Source organism: Candidatus Omnitrophota bacterium, assembly GCA_028699255.1.
In the GTDB taxonomy this organism is placed as follows: Bacteria; Omnitrophota; Gorgyraeia; order 2-01-FULL-45-10; family 2-01-FULL-45-10; genus FEN-1322.
Genome location: JAQVUX010000003.1, coordinates 160,574 through 181,755, shown reverse-complemented (window position 1 = coordinate 181,755; position 21,182 = coordinate 160,574). Strand labels below are relative to the sequence as shown.

At 50.2% G+C, this 21,182-nt stretch carries 22 protein-coding genes; all 22 read right to left on the bottom strand.

Annotated features, from left to right (window positions below; genetic code table 11):
• Positions 1 to 218: 218 nt before the first annotated feature.
• Positions 219 to 1,400 carry an argininosuccinate synthase gene (locus PHS46_03830; protein ID MDD3905647.1) on the bottom strand — a complete coding sequence of 394 codons (1,182 nt, stop codon included), beginning with the start codon at positions 1,398 to 1,400 and terminating at the stop codon, positions 219 to 221.
• Between the two features lie 10 nt (positions 1,401 to 1,410).
• Complete coding sequence (gene argF / locus PHS46_03825) at positions 1,411 to 2,325, bottom strand: ornithine carbamoyltransferase (protein MDD3905646.1); 915 nt, start codon at positions 2,323 to 2,325, stop codon at positions 1,411 to 1,413.
• A gap of 22 nt (positions 2,326 to 2,347) precedes the next feature.
• Positions 2,348 to 3,532: an aspartate aminotransferase family protein gene (locus tag PHS46_03820; GenBank protein MDD3905645.1), complete on the bottom strand. Its 1,185-nt coding sequence runs from the start codon at positions 3,530 to 3,532 to the stop codon at positions 2,348 to 2,350.
• The gene (gene argB, locus PHS46_03815; protein MDD3905644.1) at positions 3,529 to 4,392 is read right to left on the bottom strand and encodes an acetylglutamate kinase; all 864 of its coding nucleotides are present in this window, start codon (positions 4,390 to 4,392) and stop codon (positions 3,529 to 3,531) included. Before argB ends, PHS46_03820 begins: the two co-directional genes overlap by 4 nt.
• Positions 4,389 to 5,609, bottom strand: a complete 1,221-nt coding sequence (argJ, locus tag PHS46_03810) for a bifunctional glutamate N-acetyltransferase/amino-acid acetyltransferase ArgJ (GenBank protein MDD3905643.1) — start codon at positions 5,607 to 5,609, stop codon at positions 4,389 to 4,391. The genes argB and argJ overlap by 4 nt, the downstream gene beginning before the upstream one ends.
• 47 nt (positions 5,610 to 5,656) lie before the next feature.
• A complete protein-coding gene (gene argC / locus PHS46_03805; protein ID MDD3905642.1) occupies positions 5,657 to 6,670 on the bottom strand; it encodes an N-acetyl-gamma-glutamyl-phosphate reductase in 1,014 nt (337 codons plus the stop codon).
• Between the two features lie 187 nt (positions 6,671 to 6,857).
• Positions 6,858 to 7,253: a 30S ribosomal protein S9 gene (rpsI, locus tag PHS46_03800; protein MDD3905641.1), complete on the bottom strand. Its 396-nt coding sequence runs from the start codon at positions 7,251 to 7,253 to the stop codon at positions 6,858 to 6,860.
• Between the two features lie 10 nt (positions 7,254 to 7,263).
• A complete protein-coding gene (gene rplM, locus PHS46_03795) occupies positions 7,264 to 7,695 on the bottom strand; it encodes a 50S ribosomal protein L13 (GenBank protein MDD3905640.1) in 432 nt (143 codons plus the stop codon).
• A 111-nt stretch (positions 7,696 to 7,806) separates the two neighbouring features.
• Entirely contained in the window at positions 7,807 to 10,938 is a 3,132-nt protein-coding gene (locus PHS46_03790) for a hypothetical protein (protein ID MDD3905639.1), read from the bottom strand.
• Between the two features lie 203 nt (positions 10,939 to 11,141).
• Positions 11,142 to 11,750, bottom strand: coding sequence for an HAD hydrolase-like protein (locus PHS46_03785; GenBank protein MDD3905638.1), 609 nt, complete (start codon positions 11,748 to 11,750; stop codon positions 11,142 to 11,144).
• Entirely contained in the window at positions 11,751 to 11,987 is a 237-nt protein-coding gene (locus PHS46_03780) for a hypothetical protein (GenBank protein MDD3905637.1), read from the bottom strand.
• Positions 11,988 to 12,002: 15 nt separating this feature from the next.
• On the bottom strand, positions 12,003 to 12,737 hold the full coding sequence (gene truA / locus PHS46_03775) for a tRNA pseudouridine(38-40) synthase TruA (GenBank protein ID MDD3905636.1): 735 nt from the start codon (positions 12,735 to 12,737) through the stop codon (positions 12,003 to 12,005).
• 45 nt (positions 12,738 to 12,782) lie between these two features.
• Complete coding sequence (locus PHS46_03770; protein MDD3905635.1) at positions 12,783 to 13,802, bottom strand: aspartate-semialdehyde dehydrogenase; 1,020 nt, start codon at positions 13,800 to 13,802, stop codon at positions 12,783 to 12,785.
• Positions 13,803 to 13,819: 17 nt separating this feature from the next.
• A complete protein-coding gene (locus PHS46_03765) occupies positions 13,820 to 14,881 on the bottom strand; it encodes a 3-isopropylmalate dehydrogenase (protein ID MDD3905634.1) in 1,062 nt (353 codons plus the stop codon).
• Between the two features lies 1 nt (position 14,882).
• Positions 14,883 to 15,377 (bottom strand): 3-isopropylmalate dehydratase small subunit, encoded by a 495-nt coding sequence (locus PHS46_03760; protein ID MDD3905633.1) that lies wholly within the window; start codon positions 15,375 to 15,377, stop codon positions 14,883 to 14,885.
• Between the two features lies 1 nt (position 15,378).
• Entirely contained in the window at positions 15,379 to 16,656 is a 1,278-nt protein-coding gene (gene leuC, locus PHS46_03755) for a 3-isopropylmalate dehydratase large subunit (GenBank protein MDD3905632.1), read from the bottom strand.
• A complete protein-coding gene (locus PHS46_03750) occupies positions 16,656 to 17,105 on the bottom strand; it encodes an N-acetyltransferase (GenBank protein ID MDD3905631.1) in 450 nt (149 codons plus the stop codon). Before PHS46_03750 ends, leuC begins: the two co-directional genes overlap by 1 nt.
• Positions 17,106 to 17,107: 2 nt before the next feature.
• Positions 17,108 to 17,866 (bottom strand): endonuclease III, encoded by a 759-nt coding sequence (locus PHS46_03745; GenBank protein ID MDD3905630.1) that lies wholly within the window; start codon positions 17,864 to 17,866, stop codon positions 17,108 to 17,110.
• Positions 17,863 to 18,609 carry an ATP-binding cassette domain-containing protein gene (locus PHS46_03740; protein ID MDD3905629.1) on the bottom strand — a complete coding sequence of 249 codons (747 nt, stop codon included), beginning with the start codon at positions 18,607 to 18,609 and terminating at the stop codon, positions 17,863 to 17,865. Before PHS46_03740 ends, PHS46_03745 begins: the two co-directional genes overlap by 4 nt.
• Complete coding sequence (locus PHS46_03735) at positions 18,606 to 19,391, bottom strand: ABC transporter ATP-binding protein (protein ID MDD3905628.1); 786 nt, start codon at positions 19,389 to 19,391, stop codon at positions 18,606 to 18,608. Before PHS46_03735 ends, PHS46_03740 begins: the two co-directional genes overlap by 4 nt.
• On the bottom strand, positions 19,388 to 20,200 hold the full coding sequence (locus PHS46_03730; GenBank protein ID MDD3905627.1) for an ABC transporter permease: 813 nt from the start codon (positions 20,198 to 20,200) through the stop codon (positions 19,388 to 19,390). Before PHS46_03730 ends, PHS46_03735 begins: the two co-directional genes overlap by 4 nt.
• Positions 20,197 to 21,177: an ABC transporter permease gene (locus PHS46_03725; GenBank protein ID MDD3905626.1), complete on the bottom strand. Its 981-nt coding sequence runs from the start codon at positions 21,175 to 21,177 to the stop codon at positions 20,197 to 20,199. The genes PHS46_03730 and PHS46_03725 overlap by 4 nt, the downstream gene beginning before the upstream one ends.
• Positions 21,178 to 21,182: the final 5 nt, after the last annotated feature.

Here is a 21,182-nt window from a genome sequence, read left to right as displayed (position 1 = left end):
GCCCTTCTCGCACTGACGCACTTTGTAAAATTTTTCGCCCTCTCACCGGAGGAAGGCCCGCAGGGATTCGTGCCAAGCGCCGGCGTAAAAATTGCGAGGCACCGTCCGAGCAATTTTTCTCGAGCGGAAATTTTGCATGGTCAAAATTTTCGCGTCCGGCGCGAGGCATGAATCCCGAAAGGGACTTCCTCCCGGACCGCGAAAAATTTTACCTTCCCTTATATCCCCCGTCCTCTATACGGTAAACCCCACAACTCGATAAAACCCTTCGCGAGCGACTGATCGAATACATCGCCCTTCTCGTAAGTAGCCAGCTCCTTCTTATATAATGAATCCGGTGACTTTCTCCCCACCACCGAACAGTTGCCTTTATGAAGCTTGAGCCGCACGGTACCGTTTACGCGTTTTTGCGTCTCATCCACGAACTTGTCGAGCGCCATCTTAAGCGGCGTATACCATAGCCCGTAATAAGTAAGCTCCGCGTATTTCAAAGCTACCGCTTCCTTAAAATGGAGCGTCTCCCGATCGAGGACGAGCGCCTCGAGCGCCTTGTGAGAGGCGTAGAGCGCCCATCCTGCCGGCGCCTCATATATCTCGCGGCTCTTTATCCCGACGAGCCGGTTTTCGATCATGTCGCTTCTGCCCACGCCGGCGTCGCCGGCTATTTTTGCCAGCTTTTCTATGAGCGCCACACCACCCATCGTCTTCCCGTTCAGTTTCACCGGAATCCCGGATTTGAATTCCACCTCGACGTAGACAGCTCTTCCGCTTGTCTTATCTACTGCCTTCGTAAGTTGATATATATCTTCGTCAGGCTCGTAATAAGGATCTTCCAGTTTCCCACTTTCAATCGATATTCCCCAAAGATTAACATCAAGCGAGTATGGCTTTTTCTTCGTTGTGTCGATGGGGATATTATTATCCTTCGCATATTCTATCTCTTCCGATCTCGTCTTCAATTCCCATTCTCTCACCGGCGCCAGTATCTTAAGGCGCGGATCGAGCGCATTTATAGTAACTTCGAATCTCACCTGGTCGTTGCCTTTTCCCGTGCATCCGTGCGCCACGTATCCGGCGCCTTCGGAGCGTGCGACCCTGACGAGCCCTTTTGCTATCACAGGGCGCGACAGGGCTGTCGCGAGCAGGTAGTTATTCTCATACACGGCATCAGCCTTCAGCGCTTTAAAAACAAAGTCCTTCACGAACTCATCCTTTAAATCATCGACGACGACTTTGATCGCGCCCGTCTTGAGCGCGCGGTCTTTATAGGTGGCGAAGTCCGAATCCTGTCCCACGTCCGCCATGTAAGCGATAACGCCGTAGCCTTTGTTCGTGAGCCATTTTATGATGACCGACGTATCCAACCCGCCCGAATAGGCAAGAACCACTTTATCTTTCATATATCCCCTTTTATTTTAGCAATTTCAACAGGATCGCCTTCTGAACATGCATCCTGTTCTCGGCCTGGTCGTAAACTATCGAGTTCTTCGAATCTATCACGGAGTCTGTTATCTCCTGTGATCTGTGCGCCGGAAGGCAATGCATAATAAGGCAATCCTTCTTCGCATGTTTCATCAGGGCATCATTCACCTGAAAACTCTTGAATGCTTTCATGCGGGAGCCGGTATCCTTCTCCTGGCCCATACTCACCCACACGTCCGTATAGATAATATCTGCGTCTTTTACCATAGCGGCCGGATCGTTCGATATCTCGATCTTCGCGCCGGAGGCTTTGGCAAATCTTTTCGCAATCCCTACGAGCTCTTTCGACGGCTCGTAACCTTTCGGCGAGGCAACCTTCATGTCGAGCCCAACCTTGGCGGCGGCAAGCATCAGCGAATTGAGCACGTTATTCCCGTCGCCGACATAAGCAAGCTTCGCGCCTTTGAATGTGCCGAGCTTCTCCCGTATCGTAAATATATCCGCCAAAGCCTGACACGGATGCGCCCGGTCACTCAAACCGTTTATTACAGGTACCGCGGCGTAGAGCGCCAATTCTTTTATGTCGTCGTGCTTATAGGTTCGGGCTATAAGTCCGTCCAGATAACGCGACAGCACGCAAGCCACATCTTTCACCGACTCCCGGCCGCCCATGTCTATCTCGTCCGGGCCTAAATATATGGCGTTCCCTCCGAGCTGAACCATGCCTATCTCGAAGGAAACTCTGGTCCTGTTCGACGGCTTCTGGAAGACTAAGCCTATCGATTTACCCTTCAACGCGTCGGCATACCCCGCCCGATCCGCTTTCACCTTGACGGTCAGGTCAAGTATCTCGAAAATCTCCTGCGTATCCAGGAACTCTATGGAAATGATGTCTTTCATCATACGAACCTTCTCTTTCGATCGCTTACAGCTTCGCGAAAACTTTATCCAATATCGCCATCGCTTTATCGGTATCCGAGCGCGTAATATTGATGGGCGGCATTATCCGAAGCACCGTATCCTGTGTGCAATTTATAAGTAACCCATCTTTAAGACATTCTTTGTAAATATCGTCGCCCTTTATTGTAAGCTCGACGCCTATTATAAGACCCATGGTTCTGATATCTTTTATAAAATTATACTTCTCCTTCAAACCTTCGAGCCGATTCTTTATATACGCGCCCATCTTCCGCGCATTCTGCAAAAGTTTATCCTTCTTTATCGCGTCGAATACGGCCAATGCCGCGACGCAGACGATCGGAGAGCCCCCGAAAGTCGAACCATGCGTCCCCGGCGTCAGCACGTCGCCGAATTTCCCTCGGGCTACCGCCGCGCCTATCGGCAATCCACCGCCGAGCGCTTTGGCCAGCGTCATAACATCCGGCTCCACGCCGTAATTTTTGTAAGCGAACATCTCGCCCGAGCGGCCCATGCCGGTCTGCACCTCATCGAAAATAAGGACGATGTCTTTCTCGTCGCAAAGCGCGCGAAGCGCTTTCATATATTCCGGCGTCGGTATGTTTATACCTCCCTCGCACTGTACCGGCTCAAGCATGATAGCGGCCGTCTTGTCCGTCACGGCTTTCCGGACGGCCTCGATATCATTGAATGGGACGTGTATAAACCCCGCCGGAAGCGGCTCAAACCCTATCTTAACTTTGTCCTGCCCGGTCGCGGTTATCATGGCAAGCGTCCTGCCATGGAACGATTTGGTCATAGCAATAATTTCATACTTACCCTTATCATGGCCGTATTTACGCGCAAGCTTCACCGCCGCTTCGTTCGCTTCCGCCCCGGAATTGGCAAAGAAAACTTTACCGGGATAAGAATTTTTTATTATCGTTTCGGCTAACCGGGCCTGCGGTTCAATGTAATAGTTATTCGCCACGTGCAGTAATGTCTTCGCCTGCTTATTTATCGCGGCAACCACCTTCGGATGGCAATGCCCTATGCCCGATACCGCCCATCCCGGAAAAAAATCGAGGTAAGTTTTGCCGTCTATGTCGTAGGCTTTTGAGCCCTTCGCCTTTGTCAGGCAAAGCGGAACACGTTTGTAGGTATTCATCACGTATTTATCGTATACCGCCACGACTTTATCTGTCTTTTTCATTTCACTATCTCCGTACCTATTCCTTTGTCCGTAAATATTTCAAGGAGCAGGGCGTGCGGAATACCCGCATTCAATATGTGCGCCTTCTTTACTCCGCCCTTTGTCGCGTTCACGCAGGCCATCGCCTTGGGTATCATGCCTGCCGCGATGACTTTTTTCTTTATAAGGCGCTCGACCTGGTTCGAACCTATCGTATCGATCAGCGTTTTGGGATCATCCTTATCGGTCATTATGCCGTTCACATTCGTCAGTAAAACAAACTTTTCCGCCTTGAGAGCGGTGGCAAGAGAACTTGCCACATCATCGGCATTAACATTATAAGTATGGCCGTCGCGGCCTATGCCCAGCGGATATATCACGGGTATTATGTTGTCATCTATAAGCTGGCGCACCACCGTCGTATCCACGCCCGTAACCTCGCCGACAAAACCCAAATCCTCTTCGGGGCACGCGCATTTCATCTTCCTTACCTTTATCATGCCGTTCTCTTTGCCGCTCATGCCGAACGCCTTGCAACCCATGCCCTTCAGCGTATTCACGATCTTTTTATTTATGATACCGAGCGCCTTGTCGATTATGTGTATCGTCTGAGCGTCGGTAACGCGCCGGCCGTGAATGAACCGCGGTTCGATGCCGGATTTCTTCATCATCTTCGAGATGAACGGGCCGCCGCCATGGACTATTATAGGCCGCATCCCGGCGTAGTTCATGAATATTATGTCCTCGAGGATGTCCTTTTCTATGCCCTTCTCCTCGACGGCCGCGCCTCCGTATTTTATAACGACCGTCTTCTGGAAAAATTTGCGTATATACGGCAGTGCCTCTATTAAAACTTCGCTCTTTCTTATCGCGTTCTTCATGTCGAATACTCCGAATTTATCGCGACGTATTCTTTCGAGAAATCGCAAGTCCACGCCGTAGCGCAAGCCTTACCGCATTTAAGGTCGAGAGTTATTTTAACGTCTTTGGCCTGAAAAAACTTCCGGGCGCGCTCTTTGCTGTAACCTTTCGCTATCGCGCCGTTAGACAAAGCCTTCATGGCGCCCAAATAGATATCCGCCTTATCCGGATCGAAGCTGACTCCGGCGGAACCGGCCGCCGCCGCGACCCTGCCCCAGTTCGGGTCTTCGCCGAATATAGCGCATTTCAAAAGACTGGACGTCGATATCTTTCGCGCGATCGCGATGGCATCCGCGCCCGATCCTGCGCCTCTTACTTCTATCTCCACAAACTTGGTCGCCCCCTCGCCGTCGCGCGCGAGCATCCTGGCAAGTTCCGCGCACAAAAACTTCAGCGCGTTCGTGAATTTTTTATAATCAGCGCCTTTTTTGGCTATCTTCGCGTTGCCGGCCATCGCGTTGGCAAACACAAATACCGAATCATTGGTGCTCATATCGCCATCGGCCGACACCATGTTAAATGAATCCGTAATCGCCTCCGATAGCGCCTCTTCCAGCAGGTTTTTTGATATAGCCGCGTCGGTCGTTATAAAAGCGAGCATAGTCGCGTGACGCTCGGTCTTCACCACAGGATACAGCATGCCGACGCCTTTGCACGCGCCGCCTATCGTCACTACCGATGAGCCGAGTTTGATCTTTACGGCAAACTCTTTCGCCACGGTGTCCGTCGTCATTATAGTTTCTGCAAACACCATGCCGCCCGGCTTCGAAAGTCCTCCTGCCAAAAGCACGACATTGTCTTTTATCTTCTTTATCGGCAAGGCTTGTCCGATTATGCCGGTAGACGCCACGAGTACCTCGCGCGCGTCCAGCCCGAGGGCGTCGGCGGCGTAGCGCGTCATCTCCCCGGCCAATTTATCGCCTTCCTTGCCGTTCGCGCAATTGGCGTTACCGCTATTGGCTATCACAGCCTGATGCAACTTGGCCTTAATATGCAGTTTGCTGATCTTCACCGGGGACGCGCAAAATACATTCGTCGTAAATGCCGCGGCGGCGACGCACGGCACCTCGGAATAGAGAAGAGCCAGGTCTTTGTTTCCCGACTTCTTTATGCCGGCCTTGACGCCATTCGCCACAAATCCCGTAGGCGAGGTAACCCCGCCTTTCACTATGATCATCTCGAACCTTCCTCGACCTCCGAGGTCGCACCTCCGAGGTCGAACGGTCATATCAATCCTTCGGTCTCCGGAAAACCGCACATTATGTTCATGTTCTGCACCGCCTGTCCCGCGGCGCCTTTAGTCAAATTATCGATACACGAAACGACGATCAGGTTCTCCCCGCTTACCTTGATCCCGATATCGCAATAGTTCGTCATTACGACACTTTTGATCTGCGGGAATATTCCTTCGTCCAGCACCCTGACGAACGGCTTTCCTTTATAAAAATCCTTGTACATATCTATAACGGCTTTCGTGTCGAACTTTTTATTCAAACGTAAATATATCGTCGACAATATCCCGCGGTTCATCGGGATAAGATGCGGCGTAAATACCATATCGATCGCTTCTCCGGAAACTTCGAAGAGTATCTTGTTCATCTCCGGCATATGCTGGTGTTCATTTACCTTGTAAGCCTTCAGGTTCTCGTTCACTTCGCAGAAAGAAAGTGAAAGGTCGGCCTTGCGTCCGGCGCCGCTGGTCCCCGATTTCGAGTCCGCTATTATATACCTGGGGTCTATCGCCTTTGTTTTCAACGCGGGCGCGGTGCCGAGAATAACGCTGGTCGGATAACAACCGGGATTGGCGATAAGTTTCGATTTCTTTATCGCGTCGCGATATAATTCCGGCAGGCCGTAAACCGCTTTCGGTAGATTCGCTTTATCTTTATGCTCCAGTCCGTACCACTTTTTATACGCCTCCGGAGACAATCTGTAATCCGCGCTTAAATCCACGACAGACTTCCCGGCCTTAATAAATATAGGCACAAGATCCATCGCGGCCTTGTGCGGCAGGCCGAGAAATACAAAATCGACGTTCCGGGATATCTCTGTGGCGTCGATCTTTTTGCATATCATGTCGATCCTTCCTTTAAACTCAGGAAAGACCGTAGATATCGGCTCGTCCGTATCGGAAAAACGCGCAAGCTCGGTTATCTTTACGTCCTTGTGTCCTAAAAGTATTCTGATGGCTTCTGCGCCGGCATAACCGGTAGCGCCAACAATACCCACTTTTATCATTTCCGACTCCTCCTTCGGCTAACCGCGTAGGTTAGCCGTGAATTGATCCACGAAATAACCTACGCGGTTATCCCGCATTTCCGTCGAGAATAGACTCTAATGTTAAAATAAAAAACCTATCCTGTCAACTAAAATCGCCGTCGGAGTTGACCAGATAGGTTTTTTAAATGTCGTCGAGAAAATTATTTTATCTCTTGGTAAACTGGAATCTCCTTCTGGCGCGCTTCCGTCCGTATTTTTTGCGCTCCCTCATCCTCGAATCTCTGGTAAGGAATCCCGCTTTTTTGATATCGGCTTTCAACTCTGCGTTCATTTTAACGAGCGCCCTGGCGATACCCTGCTTTACGGCCCCCGCCTGCCCGCTTAAACCTCCGCCGTTGACGTTAGCGAATATGTCGAGCTTCGATTCCAGCTTGGCCGTTTCGATCGGTTGCATAATTATAAGACGGTTCGATTCACGCGGAAAATAGGCGTTAAATGGGCGTTTGTTGACCGTAACTTTGCCATCTCCGGCCATTATGCGTACGCGCGCTATCGAGTTTTTACGTCTTCCTGTTGCGATGTATTGAGTTTTTTCTGCCATTAATTGCTCCTTAACCTATCTTTAATATTTTCGGCTGTTGGGCCTGGTGAGGATGCTTATCCCCGGCATACACTCTCAGTTTCTTCAGCAGTTTCGCGCCGAGTTTCGACTTCGGCAACATCCCGTGTACCGCGTGCCTGATAGCATGTTCCGGCTTCTTCTTCATGGTAGCTTCGAGAGTTTCGGTATTCAGCCCGCCCGGATAAGCCGAATATCTCTTATAAATCTTCTGGCCCATCTTTTTACCGGTAACTTTTATCTTGGCGGCGTTTATAACGATAACTTCATCACCCGTATCCTGATGCGGCGAATAGATGACCTTATTCTTACCCATGAGAATGGACGCAACCTTGGCCGAAAGCCTGCCAAGGACCTGATCTGTGGCATCGACTACGTGCCATGACTTCTGAATGTCTTTATCTTTTGCGATATATGTCTTCATAATCTTTCCGTAAGTTGAAATATAAAAAAATGCCTCTTCCGTAGAGGCGAATGATAATAACACATCGCCCGGATGCTGTCAATAAAATATTAAAACTTTCCTAAAACCGGCTTATGCCGCTGTCCAGAACTCTCTCATGATCAACTTCAAGTTTTCTATCGCGGCCGCTGTCTTCTGGGAAAGCAATCGTATGGCGCTATTTGAACAGCTGTTAATCCTCTCCTTCGTTTCTTTATCCGTTTCGTTCTCTACCGGTACTAATTGCTTTAATAGTACGCCTATATCACCGTCATAACAACCTTTCAGCATGTTCGTAAATAAAATGCTGGCCGCCGTTGTCCTTTTGGTGTTATCAATGATCGCCGCGTTCCAGCCCCTTAAAAGCATGCTCGCCTGATAGAACGTCCTTTCTTTGGAATTCGGCTTAAAATCGTAATAATCCACCGGGAGTTCTATACCGAGTGAACGCGCCTTCTTAAAAAGCTCTGGACGCCTGTCTACCAGGTTACTTACCATTCCCCGGGATCTGCTCCCCACGGTAAGGACTATTCTCTTTACACGCTTACTGGATTCATCCTTGTTGGGGTCGAGAAGAGTTTCGAGATTATCCTCGCCCTGAAATAACTCAAAATCGATGGTGTCATCATTACCGCCGGCATTCCTGATGCGGTTTCTTATATCGTGCAAAGCGGCGTCCATCGTCGTGCCCGTAGGGCCTACCTCATCCTGCAATAGCAGTATCTTTACCCTTTCCTCGTGGGCGAGATTAACCGTCTTCCATATATTAAGTATCTGCTCCCGGCTTAAACGAAAATCTTTCGTATCGCTACTCGGCCCAACCTCCGGGGCGATAGGAAGAGCAAATTCCACCGTATTTATGTCGGTAATAAACGGATAATTTTTAAATTCTTCCATTGCCGCCGTACGTCTAAGCATGATCGTGGCATTCTCAGCCGTGTCCGTCGGAGAACGTTGCTCCAAACTCGCAATTTCGCTGTCCAAACCCGGCACTCCAGGGCGTTTACTTCTATCTTCCGGCGTACGCGGAGCGTCCGACATGAAGTGCCTGCCGAAATCTCTAGGAGTAACATCATTCACGGCTGTATTTAATACGGTATTCGTCACCGGCTGATCGCCGGATATGGCTTCGGGCACAGTCATCGACGGTGTCCTATAATATTGACCCCACACGTAACGAACGCCAGCTCCACGGAAACGTTTGTCATTACAATACCCATAACAACGCTCTCCATCTTTTAAATAGTCTGAGTATTCAATCTCCTTCCGTTCCCTAAGCTCATCGAAATGGTCACTAATAGTATTGCGGTCCATATCAGGGAACTCTAACTCTTCCATAAAATCGGTTACCGTTAATAATCCACGACGCGCATAATCGTGCAGGTCTTCGGAATTTTTTATCCTTATGAGCGTCACATAAGCGGCGGCTCTCAGCTTTTCTTCTACTATCTTCTTCTTGATTTTCGCGTCCATCTTTTTTATGTCTTCACGGATTTGCTTATTGCCGGATGAAAATTCATCGAATATCGCGTATCGCACAACAGGCCCGTACTTTTTTCTTAATCTGTTCAGTAAAGCCTTTGCCGCTTTTTTGCCGGAAGCGCTAAGCTTATATGTAACCGGGCTGACGTCGCTCTCTATCTGATCGGCATCGCTATCTATAATATCTATGAGATAGCCCGCTTCCCTTAGTACTTCTCTATCGCGCCTTAAAGTACGGTCAGAAATATTCACAAACCCTGAAAAATCATCGGCTATCCTGCGATGCGTCTTTGCTGTGATCTTATCATCGAGTTTACCGCAATAGGCAAACAATAAAAGCACCATCGCCGGACTTCCCGGCAATTTTGTCTCAAATCTACCGGTCTTGGGATCTCGCGGCTGTGCTTGCGACGGCATGCTTAAGCCGAATTTCTTAAATGCTTCCGCAACTACACTATAGAAGGCGGGCCTAACAAGTTCGTTCAGCTGTCTGCGCATCTCTTCATTTTGCGCAAAAACTCCCGGCATCTTGATTATTGCCGTATCGCCTGTTAATTCTTCCAGGAATTTCTCCCACAGCAACTCCTGGGCGCCTGCTATAACTTCTCGGACATCGGCGAATTCAGTTACCATCAAAACATCGCTTTTACACGCTTTAGAAACTCTTTCGACTGACAGTTTAATATAGCGTTCGCAGGCGGACGTGATCAGCTTTTCAAGCTCGGTAGGATTCGAAGCAATAAAAGATTCTGCCGTCAGGCCTGAGTCGGCAATCTGCCCATGAATATTCTCATCCCAATCGGGAGTGTACTTCACATGCGTAAACATCACGCTTGCTATTTTTTGTTTTACTTCGGAGGGGATTGTTTCGGTAGCATTACTTTGATCTGTCCCCGCCTGCTCCGCGTCGGACTGCGCGACTTGTTTATCTGGAGCGTAGAAACAGCGGTTTATGAAACGCACAAGTTCTACGCCGCGCGCAAGCGTCTCGTCGGTTTCGGCCATATATGGAAACGCTTTTAAGAAACCCATTTCTGCGGCTTTGGCGTCGCGGCAAAACCACCTTACTCTCTCTTCGAGCTTATCGTTATTATATCTTGTTTCATTCGACAGGCAGTATGAACCCACAAACCACGCCCTTACGGCATCGCGCACGATACCTGTGCGGCCGTCGTCATGCGGCCTTTTGCCAAGGCTTGTTACTTCGTCGAGTAATAAACTGGCCAGGCTGAATGCCTCAGCATGCCCATCCTGATAAGTGTATGTAAAAATGACATCTCGGGACTTTATATTCTCCCATGCTGAAGCCATATATTCATGCACTGTCCATTTTTTTCTATCGCCGTCACGGCTCATCTTAGCGACGGGAAAGTCTCCCGGGTTATCGGCGCGATAATTATCCACAGAAACAACATCGCCCGGCAAAACTTTTTCGATCGCCTCAGCGAGGTTTTCGGCGTTAAATGCCGGATCACTTTCCATACCGGCCGGAACTCCGTCCAGAAGCCTGATACCGTTTGCCGCCGGTTCCACCGACGGGCTAAACTCCGCGTGGATCGTCTCCGATGACAGGGCATCTCTCAACGCGCTTGGCCCCTTCTTAAGAAGTCCGTCGCGAAGCATGTTAATCATCTCATCCTGCACAGCCGGCTGTGTAGTGCCGGGCATAGTGCCCAAACCATACGCGACGCTGTTGAGCAGAAACGCGCTCGCGACCACCAAGGATATTATTTTCGTTATCATATTCAAATCCCCTCTTGTTAGATTGCTTCGCTCGGCTTCGCCTCGCTCGCAATGACGGAAGAATTAAAATACTTTAATAATAAAAAAATGCCTGGCCTTTCTAGCGCCAAGCATCGTTGTCCATATAAACCGAATGCAAAAGTATGTTTAGTTTACCACAGCGGAAAGATATGTCAAGTGGATAAAACTAACTTTTTGAAATCTTAAATTACGCCGAGTTCGGAGAGCTGATCTTTCAATTTATCGGCGCCTTCGAAGCGGATAGAGGGTATGCCTAAAGCGGTCGCTTCCTTAATAAGGTCTTCGCGGTCGTCGATGTAAAGCATTCTCGACCTATCGCCGCCGGCGCGGCGCACGACATCGTCGAATATCGGCCGTTCCGGCTTGACGGCGCCGACAACAAACGACAGAACCAGCTCGTCGAATATCTTTATTATGTCAAACTTCTCCTCGATGTATTCGAAGTGCAGGCGATTCACATTGGACAGGAGAAACAACCGGTGGGTCTTCTTTAACTGCCTGGCAAGACGGCAGACTTTTTCGTCTTCCCGGAAAATATCATTCCAGATCGGCACAAAGTCCTCGTAGGATATTTTTATCCCAAGGAACTCCGTTGCCTTTATATAAAACCCCCTCGGAGATAACAAGCCTTTTTCGAAGGCTCTGGTTATCTCCGAGTCAAAAAAGAAATCATAGACCTTCTTCTGGTCCAGATTAAAAAGGTTAACCAGCTTCCCTGCGGAAATATTATGGTCGAACCTTATGACCGTATTGCCAAGATCAAATACTATCGTGTCGTATTTATTCTTCACTTATTTATGCTTCATCATCGCCATGCAGGGCATCTTGCCGTGCATATGGCCGCAAGGGCATTTGATCGCAGGTGCCGTATGAACCGCGATAAGGGCCGTAAGAAAGGTGAGCGCTATTATCGATACGCCGAGCGTATAACCAAGAGTTTTCAATACTGAAACCTGTTTCTTCGCGATAACGCAAAGAACGTAACCGAGCGCAAGCGATAGGCAAAACAAAAATACGTCTTTACACATATCATGCCCCCTTTTTTAATACCGCACCTTAACCATGCATAGCCCCTTGCCAGGCATGGTAGGCCCGGAAAATCTTATATCGCGTTTACGGATGATCTCTTTGACGCTATCGGCCGATATCTTGCCCCGGCCGGCTTCAATAATGGTACCGACGATATTACGCACCATATTATAGAGAAAACCGTTCGCTTCTATGTAAATATACACCATGTCCCCCGCTTTTTCAATTTCAATGTACTTCACCGTCCTGACGGCATTACCATCGGTACCGCCCGTAGCCCTGAACGAACGAAAGTCATGTCTGCCTACGATATGCCGGGCGGCGCGGCGCATAAGACGCAGATCGAGCTTGTAGTAACACTTTGCCGCGAAATGCCGGACGAGCGGATCCATATAATCGTTATTCATTATCGTATAACGATAGAGTTTCGAGCGCGCGTTTTTCTGGGCATTGAATTTCAACGCGACCTCTTCCGCGGCGGTTATCGCGATATCTTTGGGAAGATTGGTGTTAAGGGCCATCACAAGATTCTTGAGCGGTATCTTCGAGCGTGTCCTGAAATTGGCGACCTGGGCTTCGGCATGGACGCCCGCGTCGGTACGGCCCGAGCCTATAAGCGAGGGACGGGCGCCGGTTATCTTAGCGATAGCGTCCTGGATGACATCCTGGATGGCAAGGCCGTTCGTCTGCGATTGCCAGCCAGCATAGCGGGTACCATCGTAACGGATGGTGAGTTTGATATTACGCATAGTAACCATGTCAACCTACGCGGTAACCGCGTAGGTTGTATAATATTATATAAGATATTCCGCGATCTGAATCGCGTTCAAGGCGGCGCCTTTACGGATATTATCGGCTACAACCCACATTGAAATACCGTTCTTTACAGAATCATCCTGGCGGATACGCCCGACAAGGGTCAGGTCTTTACCCTCCGCATCTACGGGCATCGGGTATTTCTTATTCATGGGGTCGTCGATAAGCCTGACACCGGGCGCTTTCAGGAGAAGCTCGCGGACTTCGTTTGCGCTGATATATTTTTCGGTCTCGATATTGACGCTCTCGGAATGGGCGTAGAATACCGGCACCCGCACGCATGTGGCATTTACCTTGATCGAATCGTCGCCCATTATCTTGCGGGTCTCATTAACCATCTTCATCTCTTCTTTGGTATAGCCGTTATCCATGAATACGTCTATCTGTGGAATCAGATTGAACGCGATCTGGTACGGAAACTCCGTCGGCCTTATCGGTATACAGGGCACACTAAAGTGCGCCCTACCGGTAAAAATTTTAGATTGCTCCCATAATTCGGTTATCTTCTTCTGTCCGCCGCCGGAAACCGATTGAAAAGTAGTAACGACTATCCTTTTTATCTTCGCGGCCTTATGTATCGGGCAGAGCGCCACAACCATCTGTATGGTGGAGCAATTAGGATTGGCGATTATGCCTTTATGTTTTTTTATATCCTGCGGATTCACTTCCGGCACGACGAGCGGCACCTCTTCATCCATCCTGAAAGCGCTTGAATTATCGACGCACACAGCGCCCGCCGCGACCGCGCTCGGTAAAAACTCCATCGAACGCGAAGCGCCCGCCGAAGCCAGTACAATGTCTATGTCTTTGAAAGAATCGTGGGTCAGCACTTCTATCGGGTGCTCTTTGCCCATAAATTTGAGCGTCTTGCCCTTCGAGCGTTCGGAGGCAAGAAGACGTATCTTGTTGATAGGAAACGATCTCTCTTCCAGTATCTTAAGAAAACAGTTGCCTACGGCGCCTGTCGCGCCCATTATAGCTACATTGACTTTTTTCATAACTTGCTCGCTTATTCTTATAAGTTCGCTACCACCAAGTCCCCGACTTCTTCGGTCGAGTACCCCATCTTCCCCGCCGCTAAACTCTTCAGCTTCGCGCTCGCCACCTTTATAACGGCGCTCTCGATCGCCTTTGCCGCCGCGGGCTGGCCGATATTATCGAGGAGCATCCCGCCCGCGCATATAGCCGCGAGAGGGTTAATAATATGCTTGCCGGTGTATTTCGGCGCGGAACCGCCGATAGGTTCGAACATCGAAACGCCTTCCGGGTTTATATTGCCTCCGGCCGCGATTCCCATACCGCCCTGTATCATCGCTCCGAGATCGGTTATAATATCACCGAAAAGATTGTCGGTTACTATAACGTCGAACCACTCGGGGTTTTTCACAAACCACATCGTCGTAGCGTCGACGTGCACGTAATCTGTCTGGATGTCCGGATAATCCTTTTTCACTTCATCAAACGTTCTCTGCCATAGATCCCAGGCGTATGTCAATACGTTCGTTTTGCCGCAAAGAGTCAGTTTTTTTCTCTTGTTGCGCTTCCTCGCGAACTCGAACGCGTAACGGATACAGCGCTCGACACCCTTCCGTGTATTATAAGAAAGTTGTATCGCGACTTCATCGGCTTTACCCTTATTCTGAAACTCGCCCATACCTTTATAAAGCCCTTCGGAGTTTTCGCGCACGACGACAAAATCGATATCTTCCGGCTTCTTGTCTTTCAACGGACAGAACGCGGAGCTGTATAATTTCACCGGCCTTAAATTAATATACTGGTCGAGGCCAAACCTCGTCTTAAGCAATATCCCCTGCTCCAGGATACCGGGTTTTACGTCCGGATGACCTATGGCTCCTAAAAATATCGCGTCGAATTTCTTTAATCCCTCAAGCTCCTCGTCGGTTATCGTCTTGCCCGTCTTTAAATATCTGGCGCCACCGTAATCGAAAGGCGTTTCAGTATATGTAAAACCGAATTTCTTCGACGCCGCTTTCAGGACTTTTAATCCTTCGGCTACGACTTCAGGTCCTGTCCCATCACCGGCTATCACCGCTATCTTATAATTTTTTACCGCCATTTTATTTTTTCCTTTTTCTCTTTAATGATTCGATCAATCCGCCGGAGGCAAATATAGCCTGCATAAACGGCGGATATTTCTCTATCTTGTAAGTCTCTTTTCGCGTAAGGTTCTTTATTAGCCCGGCTTTCGTATCTATCTGCACCTCATCCCCCGCCTCGATCCTATCCGAAGCCTCCCTGGATTCTATTATAGGAAGGCCGATATTGATACTGTTGCGGAAAAATATCCTTGCGAAACTATCCGCTATAACGCACGATGCCCCGGCGGCTTTTATCGCTATGGGGGCGTGCTCTCTCGACGAGCCACAACCGAAATTTTTCCCCGCTACTATGACATCCCCCGGCTTCATCGAGCTTGCGAAATCTTTGACGATATGTTCCATGCAATGGCTCGCCAGTTCCGCCCTGTCGGTCGTATTGAGATATTTGGCGGCTATTATATCGTCGGTATTTATATCGTTTCCGAATTTATGCGCTTTGGATTTGCGTATCATATTACATCACCTCGTCCGGGTGAGTGATCTTCCCGGTTATTGCCGTCGCCGCGGCGACAGCCGGGTTGGATAAATAAACGGCGCTATTAGGATGCCCCATGCGGCCGACGAAGTTCCTATTGGTCGTCGCGATGGCCGTCTCGCCCTCGGCGAGGATGCCCATGTGCCCGCCCAGGCACGGCCCGCAGGTCGGCGTCGAGAATACCCCGCCCGCTTCCACAAATATCTTCGCGAGCCCCTCATTCACACATTCCAAGTATATCTTCTGCGTCCCGGGTATCACTATCAGCCGGACGGACGGGTTGACTTTTTTGCCGCGCAGTATCTTCGCGGCAAGCCTCATGTCCGTTATCCTGCCGTTCGTGCACGAGCCGATGACGACCTGGTCGACCGCGACATTTTTAAGCCGGCTGACCGGCTTTGTGTTGCTCGGCAGATTCGGGCACGCTACGACCGGCTCGGTTATCTTCCTGACGTCATACTCTTTGACGGCGGCGTAGACGGCATCTTTATCGCTTTCGTATATTTTTCCGAAACCCTGCCTCGGTTTATTTTTTATCGCTTTTATATATTTTGAAGTAATTTTATCCGGCGCTATGATACCGTTCTTCCCGCCGGCCTCTATGGCCATGTTGCACATGCTCAGGCGATCGTCTATACCGAGAGATTCGATGGTCTCGCCGCAGAACTCCATCGCCCGGTAACGCGCCCCGTCGACTCCGATGTCACCTATTGTATAAAGTATAAGGTCTTTGCCGCCGACCCATTTCGGCAATTTCCCGTAGTAAACAAATTTCATCGACTCCGGCACTTTAAGCCAGCATTCACCCGTCGCAATAGCCGCGGCGAGATCCGTCGAACCCACGCCCGAGGAGAACGCGCCCAGGGCCCCGTAAGTGCACGTGTGGGAGTCCGCCCCTATCACCAGATCTCCGGGCAGGACGAGCCCCATCTCCGGCAGGAGCGCGTGCTCTATCCCCATCCGGCCTATCTCGAAGTAGTTCTTCACGCCGTATTTTTTCGCGAATGTAGCCAGCACCTTGCACTGATTGGCGCTCTTCATGTCTTTAGCGGGCGCGAAATGGTCTGGCACAAGCACAACTCTGTTCCTGTCAAACACCTTCTTCGTGCCGAGCTTCTCGAACTCCTCTATAGCGAACGGCGCGGTGATGTCGTTACCCAGACAGAGATCGACTTTAGCGTCGATGAACTTGCCGGGGTGCACCTCTTTTTCTTTCGTGTGTTTCAGCAATATCTTTTCGGTTATCGTATATCCCATTATATTTCCCTCATCACGGCTATTTCCTTACATCCCGGAAAATAGACGCATTTAATGCACTCGCTCCATATCTTATGCGGAAGGTCGGATTTGTTGATCACATGAAATCCGAGCTTCTCGAAAAAACCCGGCGCGTAAGTAAGGGCGAAGACTTTTTTCAATTTGAGCGTCTTCGCCTCTTTCATACATTCGTTCAGGAGCTTCCTGCCTATCCCCTTACCCGATTTTCCCGGCGCGACCGCCAGCGATTTTATTTCCGAAAGATCCTCCCAGTCGATGTGAAGCGCGCAACATCCGCAGACCTTTTTGCCGTCCACATATACAAAGAAGTCTCGTATATTTTCATAAAGCTCGTTTAACGACCTCGGCAACATCTTATCGCGTTTGGCATAATAGCCGATAAGTTCCTGGATCCTTTTAACGTCGGTTACCTTAGCCTTACGTATCACGCTTACTCGCTTTCATCGTCATTGCGAGGATGCGGCTGACTGCCGAAGGCAGGCGAATCCGAAGCAATCTCGTTTTTAGATTGCTTCGCTTCGCTCGCAATGACGGATTTCTTTTCATATCCACAAAGGCCATAAACAACACAAACCCCGCACTTTGGGGTTTGCGATTTGCAGGTCCTGCGACCGTGCACTATTATACATAAATGGAAGGCGTATATCAAGTCCTTTGGAATAATTTTTGTCAACGCTTTATGCGCCTGTTTTATGTCCGTACCGGCGCCTATAAGGGACAACCGTTTAGCCACCCGGAAAATATGCGTATCAACCGGCATTACGGGCCTATCGAACGCGAACAAAAGGACGCACGAGGCCGTCTTCGGCCCCACCCCGCCCAGCGATTCGAGGTATTCACCCGCGCCTTCATCGTCTAAACGGTCAAGACCGGCCAAGTCAATCCTGCCTTCGCGCTTTTTTATCTCCGCGAGAACCGCTTTTATCCTGCGCGCTTTTATATTCGCCAGGCCCGCATGTTTTATTATCTCTGTTATCTCCGGTACCGGCGCGCAAAGCGCCCTCTCCCACGACACGAAATGTTTTTTGAGCGCGTTAAAAGCCGGGACAGAGTTTTTGTCCGACGTATTTTGCGACAATATCGTGCGCACAAGAACATCCACGGGCTCGTCTTTGACAAACAGCGCGGGACGGCCGTACGCGGCTTCAAGCAGATATAATATCTTCTTTGCTCTATCCCGAAGGTTCATATTTTATAGTCCGGAATCGATGAAAGTAATAATCTGGTGTACGGCTCCGACGGGTTCGAATATACCAACCGGGCCGGGCCCTCTTCTATTATCCGCCCATCCTTCATTACCGCAACCCTGTCGCACATGTATCTGACCACTCTCAGGTCGTGGCTTATAAAAAGATAAGTTATTTTAAAATCCTTCTGTATCTTTTTTAAAAGTCTCAATATCTGCAACTGCACGGTCACGTCTAAGCTCGACACAGGCTCGTCGCAGACGATAAACTCCGGGCCGGTTATCACCGCGCGCGCTATCGCGATGCGCTGGCGCTCCCCTCCTGAAAATTGATGGGGATATTTATCCGCGGATGTCGCGAGCAGATTAACTAACCCGAGCGCGTCGCGGACTTTTTTATCTATCTCCAGTCTACGCGTTACTGCGCCGTGCAGTAAAAGCCCTTCCGCTATTATATCGCGCACCCGCATCTTCGGATCGAGCGAACTATGCGGGTCCTGGAATATCACCTGGCGGCGACGGGTCGACAGTTTCACCCCGCCCGAATCCGGCTTTAAGATACCGAGGATGAGCTTTCCCAAAGTCGTCTTGCCGCAGGCGGATTCCCCGACGAGCCCGAAAGTCTCTCCCGCGGCTATCTCGAAACTTACGCCGTCGACGGCTTTGACCGTACCGAAGTCCTTTCGGAGATATCCTCTGCGTACCGGGAAATATTTTTTTAAATTATCGCATATCAATATGCTCATATAAGCGCCTTCACCGACTCCAAAAGCGATATCGTGTATTTCTCCCGCGGAGCATTCAATATATTTTTCGTATATCCCCGCTCGACCATCTTTCCTTTATACATCACACCAACCTCATCGCACATCCGAGCGATTATGCCGAAATCATGGCTGATAAAGAGTATCGACAGCTTCTCTTTTTCTATTATCTCCTCGAGAAGCTCGAGTATCTGAGCCTGTATCGTTACATCCAAAGCCGTCGTCGGCTCGTCGAGGATAAGAAGTTCCGGCGAATTGACAAGCGCCATGGCTATCATGATCCGTTGTTTGGTGCCACCGGAGAGCTGGTGCGGGTAATCATCGAATATCCTCAGCGGGTCGCGCAGGTGGACTCGCCTCAGATATTCGAGCGCGATCTCTTTTGCCTTCGCGTAGGGCATGGCGCGATGCGCCAGCACGGCCTCGGCCACCTGCCGGCCTACGGTAAACACCGGGTTGAACGAACTCGACGGATCCTGAAAGACCATCGCTATCTTTGATCCGCGCACAGCGCGCAGAGGCTCATCTTTCAATTTAAAAAGATCGGCGCCGGAGAATATAACATTACCGCTTACTGTCGCGCCGGGCGCTGAAACCAGTTTAAGTAGCGCAAGCGCCGTCATCGTCTTGCCTGAACCCGATTCCCCGACGAGCCCGAAGACCTTATTTTTTTCTATGTCGAAACTTACGCCGTCGACGGCCTTCACTACGCCCCGGGCGGCAGTAAAATACACCTTAAGATCATTTACCTGCAATATCTTCATATGGTTTCCTTCGTACGCGGATCCAGATTGTCGCGCAAAGCTTCACTCAGGAGATTATACGAAAGCACCGTAAATAATATGAATAGCCCCGGGAATACCGTAAGCCACCATGCCACTCCCAGGGTCGATTTGCCGTCCATCAGGATATTGCCCCAGCTCGGCGTCGGCGGTTGAACGCCGATACCCAGGAAACTCAATGCCGACTCCGTAAGTATGGCGCCGCCTATGCCGAGAGTGGCGCTCACGAGTACGGGGCCTATCGCGTTGGGGATCAGGTGCCGGACTATTATCCACACGTCTCCGGCGCCCATGACCCGCGCGGCGGAAATAAAATCACGCTCTTTGAGCGCTAATATTTCGGCTCGCACGAGGCGCGAGGTGCCCATCCAGCTCGTGGCGCCTATGACGGCCATGATATTGAATATCGACGGCTCGAGTATCGCTATCACGGCAAGTATCAGAAAGAACGTCGGGAAGCAAAGCATGATATCGACAAAACGCATTATGATAGAGTCCACCCTGCCGCCGTAATATCCGGCGATAGAACCGAAGAATAATCCTATAACTACCGCTATGCCCACAGCGATAAATCCGATGGAGAGCGATATCCTCGAGCCATATACTATACGGGAGAAAATATCGCGGCCGAGCGTATCGGTCCCGAATATGTGCGCGCCCGACGGGCCCTGGAGTATGGCATTCGTATCTATCGCCGACGGATCGTATCGCGCTATCAAAGGCGCGAAGAGCGCGAATAGCAGTATCACGGTTATGAATAAAAGCGCCGTCAGTGTCAGCTTATTCTTCATTCTGTCTCCGTAACGCGTATCCTCGGATCGGCGTATGAGTACGCTATATCGGCGAGGAGATTTCCCAGTAAAGTAAGTATCGCGCCTATCGAGAGGATGCCCATTATCGTCGGGTAGTCCCTCGCCATAACGGATTCATAAAATAACCGGCCCATCCCCGGGATGGCGAATATCGATTCGAATATGACACTGCCGCCTATGAGCCCGGGAACGGACAATCCCAATATCGTGATGACCGGTAACGCCGCGTTCTTCAGCGCGTGCCGGTATATGACCTGCCGCTCGTCGAGACCTTTCGCGCGCGCCGTCCTGATATAGTCCTGATGGATAACACCGATCATGGCCGAGCGCATGTACCTGGAGATGCCCGCCAGAGCCCCGAACGCCGTTATCGCCACCGGCAGTATCAGGTGCCTGGCGACGTCCAATATCTTTCCGGTTATGGAATAATATTCGAAATCGAGGGATTTGATGCCCGATATCGGAAGCCAATTTAAATTTATCGCGAATAAACTCATTAAAAGCAGGGCGAGCCAGAACTCCGGCACGGAGAATCCGATAAAAGCGATAACGGCTGTGGACTTGTCGAGGAACGAACCGCGTTTTACCGCCGAGATAACGCCCAGAGGTATCCCGACAGCTAATATCAATATCATCGCCAGCGCGTTTATGAGCAGTGTTATCGGGATGCGTTCGGCGATCTTGGAAGCGACGGGCCTATCGTCGACGTACGAGCGTCCGAAGTCGAAAAAGCAGAAGCGCTTGAACCAATCGAAGTACTGGACGTGAAGCGGCTTGTCGAGCCCATACAATTTGTCAAGCCGCTCGCGCGCCTCGAAAGATACCTTCGGGTTTAAGCTCGTCTGCATGTCGGTCGGTTTTCCCGGCGCGATATGTATCACGAGGAACGAGACTATCGTTATCCCGAAAAATACCGGTATGAGCCCCGCCAATCTTTTAGCGATGTAATGCAACATTTTTT